This window comes from Parabacteroides johnsonii DSM 18315, from assembly GCF_025151045.1.
Taxonomy (GTDB): Bacteria; Bacteroidota; Bacteroidia; order Bacteroidales; family Tannerellaceae; genus Parabacteroides; species Parabacteroides johnsonii.
Map to the genome: position 1 here is coordinate 3,553,308 of NZ_CP102285.1, position 11,539 is coordinate 3,564,846.

Genomic DNA, 11,539 nt, shown 5'->3' on the forward strand with positions numbered 1-11,539 from the left:
CTATTTGAAGCTAAAGAGAGGAGCACAGATTCTACACTCCCCTATAAAAAGCTATTCAAAAAATTGAATTTATATAATCCTCAATTGCTGTTACATTATTAGAGAATTCTTTTATACTGCTTCTTTTCCATTGGAGATATAGAAGTAAGATCTGCAATTTTCACAGGTTGTTTCGTTGCTATACTATTACGTGCAGCTATCCCTACCAAACAAGCTAATGCCCCATCTCTACTGTTAGCACACTGGCGATACGGATCATCGACATTAGGAAGGAACAATTGATCTTTCAGAAGGGCATCACCTCCTCCATGTCCAGAAGTTCCAAACGGTATATGTATATATTCTCGCTTAGAGAAGTTTTTAAACAACACAATCTCGTCATAGTTTACATCTGAAGTTTTTCGCGACTCTTGTATCCAGGCTTCTAACCGACCTTTTGTTCCATTAAAAGCGATACGGTAACCTTCATAAGGAGAATAGGTTGTTAACGAATATGCCACCTGTACCCCATTTTTGTAATGGATAGTTGCCGCCATTTTATCGAAAATATTGACATCATTTCTAAAGACACAACCATCACGTAAATAACCATCATATTTTTCGTTGGCTACATATATATCCATATGGCTTTTAACCTTGGTAATATCAAAGAAAAACGGACATTGTTTGGTTTGGGGACAGGTACGACAATTTTTCGCCCTCATCGTTCCATTTTTACCGTAAAAATTCAATTCACCTAATGCATATACACTTTCCGGATCACTATCGATCCACCAGTTTAAAAGGTCAAAATGATGGCTGGCTTTGTGCACCCATAACGAACCGCTACATTCAACAAGCCTATGCCAACGTCGGAAATAATCGGCCCCGTGTGAAGTGTCAAGATACCAATGGAAATCTACAGAAGTGATATCACCTATTTCTCCAGCACGAAGCAACTCCCATATTTTAGCCCTATGAGGAGAATATCTATAATTAAATGTAACTCGACAATGTTTTCCGGTTCTTTCTTCCGCATCCAAAATTGCCTGTATTTTCTTTTCATCAATGGTCATTGGTTTTTCAGTAATGACATTTGCACCAAGTTCCATTCCACGGATTATGAACTGATGATGTGTACTATCCATTGTTGTAACGATCAACACCTCAGGCTTTGTTTCTTTCATCATCTTTTCAAAATCCGTGTATGTAGGACAAGAAACTCCAATCATTCTTTTCCCAGTTTCAACACGTCCTTCATTGATATCGCAAAGTCCCACGAATTCAATATAATTGGAATAACTATCTACCAAGTCCTTTCCCCACATAAATATTCCCCTTGAACCTGTACCAACCAAAGCTACAGTTATTTTTTTATTCGATTCAAAAGGAATGTCTTCTATCGAAGAAGCTCCTAAATTGGAACTAATCAAGGAACTTCCGGCAATAACACCGGATGTTTTCAGAAAATCACGTCTCGAAATATTACTTTTCATTTTATCTATTTTATTACTATTTGATACATATTTTTAATTATAGCCCGGATTCTGTTCAAGTACAGCCCCCACATTAGCATCAATTTCACTTTGAGGAATCGGATAAAGCTGATGATGTTCACGAATGTTTGGTGCATTGTATACATTATATTTTACGGTTCTTTCATACAATTTTCCCATTCTACTTAATGTCAATCTTCTCTTTTCTTCAATACCTAATTCACGTAATCTTTCATCCAAAATAAAATCTATCGTAACATCTGATGCCGTAATCAAAGAAGCACCAGCTCGTTTTCGAACAACATTAATATCTTCCGCAGCTGCAGATAAATCACCTTTCATCAAATATGCTTCAGCTCTTAACAAATAGGTTTCTGCAAGTCGCATATCATACCAATCAGAATAAGTTACCCCAGCGTCACTCCTTAACTCCCCTGTTTTTTCATTTGCAATCATTGAAGCCGGATGATCATTAGGGGTTGTACACTTTGTCTGATAAGGATAAGCTCCACGAGACCAAATACCCTGAGTCGACAAACAATACTGATTCTCTGCGGTATTTATGTCAAAATAAACTCCTTGGTATTTCTCTGGTCCATTAGGATTATTATATTTAATACCACGAGGGAAATTATACTCCGAAACTCTAATATCCCCATAATCTATTTCATTATTTACATCATACCATATTACATTCGAAAAATGAAAAGTCGGCATCAGCCATCCCGCACCACGTCCTATATTTGTTGTTTGCAACATATCTGCAATTACACCTTTATCCCAAGGATCAGTTGCTAACGGAGTATTAGGAGCATGGAATCTTTCCATCAAATAACCTGTTCTTTTTGTAGAAGATTGGCCTCCTCCTAAAATATCTAATTCAAATTGTATCACAAATATGGCTTCTTTATTTCCACTCGATCTATTTTGATTGCCTCTTTGAAAAAGATCCCAATACAAATCTCCCGGTTCATCTTTACGGGACCCAAATCGTTCTTTCATTAAACCCATTGCAGGATTATTGATCGCAGCAGATGCTGATTTAACTGCCAAATCATAATTTTTAGCAGCCAATGCTATTTCAGACAGAAGATGATTTGCAGCAACATTAGATACTCTTCCATCTGCTACTTTAGAAATATCTGGTAAGTAATTGACAGCAAATTCCAAATCCGCAATAATCTGCTCCAATACTTCTTCCTTAGATGCACGTACAAAATCATCTTTAGAAGAAGTTATTTCTTCCACAACCAAAGGAACCCCACCATACAGAAAAACAAGATACCTATATGCCAAAGCCCGGAAAAATTTTGCTTCAGCTGCTATTGAATTCTGCTCTTCTTCCGTTAGTTCCGAATCTGGTAACCTACTTATTATCGTATTTGCATTTGCAATGATTTTATAGTTACCTCTCCAATGATAAATCACTTTAGCAGCTGTAGGATCCAGTGTAGCAGGATAATCACTAAAAAATCGAACTACATTCGGCTGACCTGCATGGGTTAAATCTGTTCCCCAAAAAAAATCATATTCATTGTCATTTCCACTATAATACAATGAACGATAATCTCCATACAATTGTATAACTGCGGAGTCAAAATGTTCCTTCGTTTTATACATATTCTCTGCTGTATACTTTCCAGACGGAACTTCCTTCAAAAAATCAGATTCGTTGCATGAACAAAAAGATATCAACATGCAGAAGCAAATTAAATATATTATCTTCATTTCGTTTTTTATTTTAATGTTAATTCAAGTCCAATTGTAAAATGTCTCATAACAGGTCGACCTCCATACCCAAGGCCACTACCCGTCTCAGGATCCCAGCCATCCCATTTCGTCCAAGTACACAGATTCTTACCTGAAACAGATAATCTCAATGCATCTACATAGATTTTAGATAATAATCCGGGATTAAAATCATAACTTAAAATTACATCTTGTAAACGCACAAAACTTCTTTTTTGATAAATATTCGGATTAATAGAACTTGTTCCTGCAGGATTTCTAAATTTTCCATTTGGATTAGAAGGAGTCCAAAAATCTACTTCTTCATACATTCCTTTTGATGATATAAACTGGGGGGTATATGCACCAAATACATCCGCATTCGCCAAGTATCCATTTTTTCCACCTTGAACAGAGTTTAAGAAAATTTTAAGAGTAAACCCTTTATAACGGAAAGTATTATGCAAACTAAAACGATAAGCAGGATCAGATTGTCCTAAGATAATACGATCGTCTGCCGATAATTTACCATCACCACTATGATCAACGATCCGATAACTTCCTGGATAATAACCTTCAGGGATATTATCATTTAACTGATAAATTCCGTCTACATCATAGTGATAAATTGTACTTAACGATTGGCCAATAAACAAATTACTAGAAACCAGATCATCTTCAATACCATCTCCATTAACATCACCCAAAAGATGATTAATTTTATTCTTGTTACGAGAGAAATTAAAAGTCACATCCCAACTGAAATTTTTATTCCTAATAGGAGTTGCATTCAGAGTCAGTTCTATACCTTGATTAGCAATTTCTCCCATATTATCCACAATTTCTTTAAAACCAGTAATTTCAGGAAGTGTTTTTTTCCAAATCAAATCTTTCGTCGTTGTCCTGTAATATTCTATATTCCCTGTTATTCGATTATTTAGCACACCAAAGTCCATTGCAATGTTAATTCCATGCGTCTTCTCCCACTTCAAATTTGCATTAGGAAGATTGGACAATGATTGACCATACGCAGAACTACCTCCATCACCAAAAACATACGCAGCAGAAGATGAAACCGTTGCTAACGAGCTGTACCTACTAACCAAATTACCATTCACACCATAACTTGCTCTCAATTTCAGCAAATCCAACCAATTAACCTGTTTCAGAAATGATTCTTCCGAAGCAATCCAGCCTAACGCGAAAGAAGGAAAATAAGCAACCTTTTCATTCGTCGCAAATCCAGAAAAACCATCTCTTCTGATTGTTCCTGTCAACATATATTTTGACATAAGAGAATAATTTGCTCTAAACATCTGATAAGAAGAGGCTTCTTCCCATGATTGAGATGTCGTGTATTGATTTTTTCCTTGAGCCAAATCATTATAACCTAATGTCTGGTTTGCTAAATCGGTCGACCTTGCAGTAGTATTCTCATACTCCCGTTCCGTCCGACCAATAACCAATGTCGCATCAATATGATGTTGATTAAAATCTTTGGTATAATTCAAAATATTATCGAACGTATAACTATAAGCTGTACCATTCACTTTCTTAGCTTCTCCTGTTTCCGCCTGTGCATATTCATTAGAATTAAACTGCCTTTCCCACTTAAGCATATTTCCATAATTAATATCCCAACTAAATCCAGGAAGAAATGAAATGTTATTTAATCGAGCATAGAAATTTCCAAACAATTCATTTCGCTTATCCATATCCTTATTATAAAGTCCGATTAAAGGATTAGTAAAATCTCCACCTAGAATTACCAAATTTCCATCATCACCATATGGCATTCTTAAAGGCCCAGCCTGCGCCAATTGCGTAAGATTAGGAGACTCACCCGAATAATCAGAAAAAGAACCAAAAGCTTGAGTTCCGACTTTCAACCAATTAGTAACTGAAGTTTCAAGATTTACACGAACTGTTTTTCTATTAAACTTATCATTGATTATATAGTTGTCCTGTTTATCATATCCAAAAGACATATAATAATTAACTTTAGAACTCATACCTTGAATGCCTACATTGTGTGTCATTATAGTCGCATTATTAGTTCCTAAATCCCACCAATCCGTATCAGCACCAGCCCTATAACCTTTCGCGATGGAGGCATCTGTAAAAGGTGCAGAAGTTTCAATATTATAATCGGGGTTATCTTTTGTATAGCCAGATTCTTCTGTATAGGCTTCTTGCCAAAAGATATCACGAATCATTTGCAGATAAGAATCTCTATTTTTTGAATGCAGCCTATTATAAGGAGATCCCACAGAAAACGAAGTATTATAAGTAATTACGGGTTTATCTTGACTCTGTCCACGCTTAGTTGTTATCAAAATTACTCCATTTGCGGCTTGTGCTCCATAAATAGCTTTACTACTTGCATCTTTTAAAATATCAAATGACTTAATATCATTCGGATTCAAACTTGTTAAACTTCCATAATAAACAATACCATCTAAAATGATCAGAGGATTTTGACTTCCGGAAATAGTAGATCGTCCTCGCACTGTAATACTTGGACTTGCCCCCGCCTCATCTACCATCCCAACATTCAATCCAGGAAGAGTTCCTTGTAATCCTTGTAATATATTGACATTAGGAGATCCTTTCAATGCTCCTAAATCGGCAGAAGCAACCGATCCTGTCATATCTTTCTTCCGCATAGTCCCATATCCGACAACTACCACCTCATCAAGATTTTGAGTATCTTCTACCAATTTAATATGAAACTTATTTTTATTTCCAATTAGTATCTCTTGGGAAACATATCCTATATAAGAAATCTCCAACACAGAAGAAGATGCGACATTCAATTCGAAATTTCCATCAATATCAGTGATAACACCATTCGTCGTCCCCCTCTCCACAACATTCGCACCGATGATTGGCTCTCCTTTTTCATCTTTAACAATACCAGTAACTTTTTTTCTAACCTGAGATTTATTTTGACTGATGATTTTTAATTGCTCTGGAGAAGGGTTTATCAGAATAAGATTGTTTTCCGTAATCTCATAATTAATTCCTTCATTATTAAATAATTGTTTCAACACAACTTCTACAGTCTGCTCTCTTACTTGAACAGAAACCTTCTTATCCAGATTAATCTTTCCACTCTCATAAATAAATCGAAAATCGGATTGATTTTCGATCAAATAAAGGATGTCCTTTATTGATTGGTTTTGGACATTCAAAGATAATTTCGTTGTTTGTGAATATACAGTAGCAGAAATATTCAGTGAAAATGCAATCAAGAAAATTACTGTCAATTTCATAATAGATAATATCTTTTTAAAGGTTGGAGAAAAATCCAACTCTAACGTATTAAATAAATTCATATATTTGTAAATTGATTATTAGTTAACTATTAGTGTTGCAAGCACTAATTTTATGATCGAACTTATAACGGGAGATGTTACAGCATTTCCCGTTTTTGTGTATTCATGGCATTCTACTTCATAGGCAATTCTATTTAGAGGTTATACTTATATGTTTTCCTTTTACATGATAGCTTATATTACTTAGGCGAGACAAAGCATCCATAACATCTGTTACGGTCTCTTCCTGTATTACTCCGTTATAACGGATCTTTTCTCCCAATCCCGGTTGAAGCGTAATTTCCACATCATACCATCTTTCTAGATATTTACAAACAACCGACAAAGACATATCTTCCATATATAACTTATTGTCCAACCAGCCATAAGAATGGGACAAAACACCTTCTATTTGCTTAATCTTATTTGTCTCTTTATCGAAAACAGCTATTTCTCCCGGCTTCATCCTCAACATCTCGTTCCCTTTCTCCAGTTCGATACATCCCTCAACTAAAGAAGCTTGGATAACCGGATCATCTGCATACGCCTGCAAGTTGAATGAAGTACCCCAGACCTTCACGTTTAAACCTCCAGCCACTTTAATGACAAAAGGTTCCTTACTCTTGGATACATCAAAAAATCCTTCTCCTTGGAAATCAACTTCCCGCGTTTTTTTCTTCGGATCATAAGAATAAACGACTTCAGAACCTGCATTCAGTTTGACCAAAGATCCATCCGGCAACATGATCTCTGAACGATTCCCATAATCAGCACTCATACTGACCAGCACCTCCGATCCTTTCTGAAAAGCTCCCATAAAAGATAAGGCCAGCACCACCAATAAAGATGCGGCAACCCCGGAAGCCGCATATAATATGTTTTTCCAAGATTTTCGAAGATATACTTTCTGTCGGTTTATCTTGTTAACCTCTTCCCATGCAAGATCAGGATCAAAAATCTCAGGCTCTATATAACGGTGGGATTCTTTCCAAATCTTCTTATACAAATCAAATTCTTTTCTATGAGATTCATCTTCGGCTAACCACTCGGCCAATACCGGATCAAGACGTTTCTCATCTTCATCTTCCAGTAAATAGTCGACGATATAGTCTTTTATATGTTTATGCTCTTCCATGAATCTTGCTTTTATCATATGACACTACAAATAAAAAAAGGTCCTATTCCGGACCTGAAAAAAATTATATTCCTTTTAATTCCAAACATCTCCTCAGTTTCTGAAGCGAGGTCCAGATTTGATTTTTAATCGTTTTTACCGAGATATCGAGTTTTTCCGAGATCTCTTTTTGCTTTAATCCTTTTATTCGGTGTAGCAACAGTACTTCTTTACAGCGATCGGGAAGATGGTCGATACAACCATAAAGGGCAATCCTAAATTCTTCAGACTCGACCCGGTTGTCTTCATACGATAACTGATCTTGAGTTTCCGACAGGTTATTAAAATAGACTTTTGAGCGAAGATGGTTCAATGCCAAATGTTTTGCCATCTTATAAAGATATCCACCAACATTTTCTTTAATTTCAATTCTCTCCCGGTTCTTCCATATATTTAGAAAAAGCTCCTGCACAACATCTTCCGTATCATTTTTATCCATAAGCAGACTATATACATATTGACAAAGGCGACCATAATAACGCTCAAACAGTTTATTATAACTGACGTAATCATCTTTCCTGATCGCCTCTATCAATTTTTCATCTGTGGTATTAGACATACTCTTATCCGGTTTATCTCCTTAGTGCCCAAATATACAATAAATTTTGGATTGAAACCGGAAACATGAACTTTTTCAAAAATGAACACCAACCATACTTTAAAACAAATGCCGTATCAAGACTGAAAATTGACCCTGATACAGCATTTATTTTAAATTTTAGTAGACATCTACAATATCCTCTGATACAATTTCTTTTCCTGAGGCTGTATAGAAGTAAGATCCGCTATTTTCACCGGCTGACCAGCCGCTATACTATTACGCGCCGCAATGCCGACCAAACAAGCCAAAGCACCATCTCGGACACTTGCACACTGCTTATACGGGTCTTCTACTCCAGGTAAGAAAATCTGATCTTTCAGCAATGCATCCCCTCCTCCATGACCAGACGTTCCGAATGGAATTTGGATATACTCACGTTTTCCAAAATTCTTAAATAAAACGAGTTCATCAAAATTTGCATCAGAAGTCGGCCGGGATTCCTGTATCCAAGCTTCCAAACGCCCTTTCGTTCCATTAAAGGCTATACGATAACCTTCATAAGGACTGTAAGTCGTTAGAGAATAAGCAACCTGCACGCCATTTTTATAACGAATTGTTGCCGCCATCTTATCAAAGATATTGACATCGTTTTTAAATACGCATCCATCACGAAGATAACCATCATATTTTTCGTTGGCTACATATAAATCCATATAATTCTGATTCCGTGTTATATCGTAATAGAATTTACATTTGGAAGTGTGAGGACAGGTACGGCAATTCTCTGCTCGGAATGTTCCGTTTTTACCATAATGATCCAAACTGCCCAATGCATACACACTTTCCGGATCACTGTCAATCCACCAATTCAGAAGATCAAAGTGGTGGCTAGCTTTATGTACCCATAAAGAACCGCTACATTCTACCAAACGATGCCAACGACGAAAATAATCGGCACCATGAGAGGTATCCAGATACCAATGAAAATCGGCAGAAGTGATATCGCCAATCTCACCAGCACGGAGTAACTCCCATATTTTCGCACGATGTGGAGAATAACGATAATTAAATGTCACACGGCAATTCTTTCCTGTCCGTTTTTCTGCATCCAAAATTGCCTGGATTTTCTTTTCATCCGTTGTCATCGGCTTTTCTGTAATAATATCCGCACCAAGCTCCATTCCACGGATAATAAAATGATGATGAGTGCTATCCATTGTCGTTACAATCAGCACATCAGGCTTAGTTTCCTTCATCATCTTTTCAAAATCCGTATAAGTAGGACAGGAAGCCCCGATAATCTTCTTACCGGTTTCCACACGACCTTCATTCTTATCGCAAAGGCCTACAAACTCGATGTAGTCAGGATAACTTTTCATTAAGTCATACCCCCACATGGAAGTTCCTCTTCCGCCAGTACCAACAATAGCAAGGCGAAGTTTTTTCCCTACAACTTTCGAAGCTTCAGCTGTTTCTGCCGCTACTCCCGATAATGGATTCAATAAGGCTGCCCCAGTTATAGCACCTGTCGCAGCTAAAAAATGTCGTCGTGATATTTTATTCATAATCATCATATTAATAGAATTATTTATAGCCTTTATTTTGAACGAACACGTCCAAGTTCGTCACTTCATACAACGCATCTTGAGGAAGAGGACGATAGATATGATAATCCTTGATCAATGTAATATCCGGATTATGTTCTTTCACCCATTCCACCATTTTGCCAGAACGTTTCAACATATACCAACGGTTCAATTCGCATCCCAGTTCACGTGCACCTTCTTCTAGGATAAAATCCATGTCCATATCAGCGGCAGTTACCTTCAGTTCGCTTTCATGTCCATCAACTAAAGCTCTTTTTCTCAGTTGGGTAATCACTTCTGCCGCTTTTTCCGGTTGGTTAGTTCTTACATACGCTTCAGCCAAAGTTATATAGACTTCACCTAGACGCATCAGAATCAAGTCTTTAAAGCCTTCTTCCCGTTTAGCCTCATCACGGCTCGGATCCAGATATTTTGTCATTGTATGATGGCAGGATCTACCGTTGATAGTAGGAATTCCGGTATTAATATCATAAAGATCCGTAATATTGTCGACAATAATTCCTCTGTCTTCATAGCTTTTCACATATTCATCTGACACAACATCCAATGTCCGGATAAGCAGCGTATCGGAATAGTCGGGTTCATTATTCCAGTTATCCGGAATTCTGCACCATGCAGTCTGGAAAGTCTGTTCCCTGCGCTTATCAAATTTATCGAAAAGACTGATATAATAATAGGTAGGCATCGTACAACGATATTCACGGCCATATACGCGAGAATGGCTCCACAATCCGTCAATATTGATGTTCGGATTTTTGGCTGACTTGTTATACCAACCTACAAAATACCGATGCATACTATTCGCATCAATATCCGTAAGGTCCATTCCGTTATACACCAAATCACTTGTGTATTGTATTGACCAGATAATCTCGTCATTTATTTGGTTATTCACATCAAACACAGATGCATAATTATCCAAAAGTTTATAATTATAGTCATTAATAACTGAATTACACAACTTCACCACTTCATCATAACACTGTTGTTTAGTATAACCGGCTCCCGTAATAATCGAATCATCATAAGCAGCCAACGCCATCAAAACACGCATTTTCAAAGTTTTAGCAACCCCGATATTCATACGGCCCCATTGAGTATTCTGAGGCATATCCAAATATTGGAAAGCAATATCCAAATCTTCCAATATTTTCTTGTAAAAGACAGCAATACCCGGTTGATATCCTTCTGTTATCACTGATTGGGACGGAGTATCCGCATAATGGGATGCAGGACCATATGTCTCGACAATCATAAACAAGTAAAAAGCACGCAAAGCATGAACCTCCGATATCAGTTGATTCTTTTTTTCCTCATGTGCAATAGGAGTTTCCTGTATATACTGTACCCCCAAGTTTGCAACGTTCAATCCCTTATAAAGATATTTCCAATATTGGGAATTCCAACGATTAGAAATCATGAGAGGATCGTTATAAATCATAGCCTCTTCATAAGGCCAACCAACACCGTTAGTTGCATAGGTTGTCAAATCCGTTCCGCAATCTGCAAACTTGTATAAACGTTCTGTCAGATAACGATTCCGTTGATAGATACTCAATATAAGCGACTCAACCCCTTCTTCTGTTTTCGCATACGTATCACTGATCAACCCTTTTGGCTCTTCTTCCAGAAAATCACAAGAAAAGGAACTTACAGATAATACGATTAATAAAAAAATTGCTATGTTTTTCATAATA

7 protein-coding genes are annotated in these 11,539 nt (G+C 36.9%); all 7 read right to left on the reverse strand.

What is annotated here, in order from left to right:
• Window positions 1-98: 98 nt before the first annotated feature.
• Window positions 99-1,475 carry a Gfo/Idh/MocA family protein gene (locus tag NQ564_RS14805; RefSeq protein WP_008146474.1) on the reverse strand — a complete coding sequence of 459 codons (1,377 nt, stop codon included), beginning with the start codon at window positions 1,473-1,475 and terminating at the stop codon, window positions 99-101.
• Window positions 1,476-1,508: 33 nt separating this feature from the next.
• Window positions 1,509-3,203, reverse strand: coding sequence for a RagB/SusD family nutrient uptake outer membrane protein (locus tag NQ564_RS14810; RefSeq protein WP_039847993.1), 1,695 nt, complete (start codon window positions 3,201-3,203; stop codon window positions 1,509-1,511).
• Window positions 3,204-3,211: 8 nt separating this feature from the next.
• Window positions 3,212-6,541, reverse strand: a complete 3,330-nt coding sequence (locus NQ564_RS14815) for a TonB-dependent receptor (protein WP_008146478.1) — start codon at window positions 6,539-6,541, stop codon at window positions 3,212-3,214.
• Between the two features lie 130 nt (window positions 6,542-6,671).
• The gene (locus NQ564_RS14820; protein WP_021862388.1) at window positions 6,672-7,655 is read right to left on the reverse strand and encodes a FecR family protein; all 984 of its coding nucleotides are present in this window, start codon (window positions 7,653-7,655) and stop codon (window positions 6,672-6,674) included.
• A gap of 64 nt (window positions 7,656-7,719) precedes the next feature.
• Complete coding sequence (locus NQ564_RS14825; protein WP_008146481.1) at window positions 7,720-8,253, reverse strand: RNA polymerase sigma factor; 534 nt, start codon at window positions 8,251-8,253, stop codon at window positions 7,720-7,722.
• A gap of 170 nt (window positions 8,254-8,423) precedes the next feature.
• Complete coding sequence (locus NQ564_RS14830) at window positions 8,424-9,809, reverse strand: Gfo/Idh/MocA family protein (protein WP_008146482.1); 1,386 nt, start codon at window positions 9,807-9,809, stop codon at window positions 8,424-8,426.
• A gap of 10 nt (window positions 9,810-9,819) precedes the next feature.
• Window positions 9,820-11,535, reverse strand: coding sequence for a RagB/SusD family nutrient uptake outer membrane protein (locus tag NQ564_RS14835; protein ID WP_008146483.1), 1,716 nt, complete (start codon window positions 11,533-11,535; stop codon window positions 9,820-9,822).
• Window positions 11,536-11,539 lie beyond the last annotated feature (4 nt).